Source organism: Massilia sp. CT11-108, from assembly GCF_047302915.1.
GTDB lineage: Bacteria > Pseudomonadota > Gammaproteobacteria > Burkholderiales > Burkholderiaceae_D > Telluria > Telluria orientalis.
Genome location: NZ_JBKYMO010001802.1, coordinates 1 through 232, shown reverse-complemented (window position 1 = coordinate 232; position 232 = coordinate 1). Strand labels below are relative to the sequence as shown.

The window sequence follows — 232 nt, the reverse complement described above, 5'->3', positions numbered from 1 at the left end:
GGCGCGACGACGGGATGCGGATGCGGTGGTGGTCGGTGCCGAAGTGGCGCGCGACCTCGTCGGAGTACTCGAACTCGTCGCCGGACTCGCCACCGGCCGACTCGAAGCCGATGCTGAACGTGGCGAGGTCCTGCTGCCCGGCCTCGGCGAGCAGTGCCACGACCAGCGAGGAGTCGATCCCGCCCGAGAGCAGGACGCCGACCGGCACGTCGGCGACCATGCGGCGCTCGAC

At 72.0% G+C, this 232-nt stretch carries 1 protein-coding gene; it reads right to left on the bottom strand.

The genetic code is table 11. The features are described 5' to 3' along the window. Positions 1-232 (bottom strand): asparagine synthase-related protein (locus ACEN88_RS36380; protein ID WP_413347224.1); only part of this gene is annotated, 232 nt, incomplete at both ends.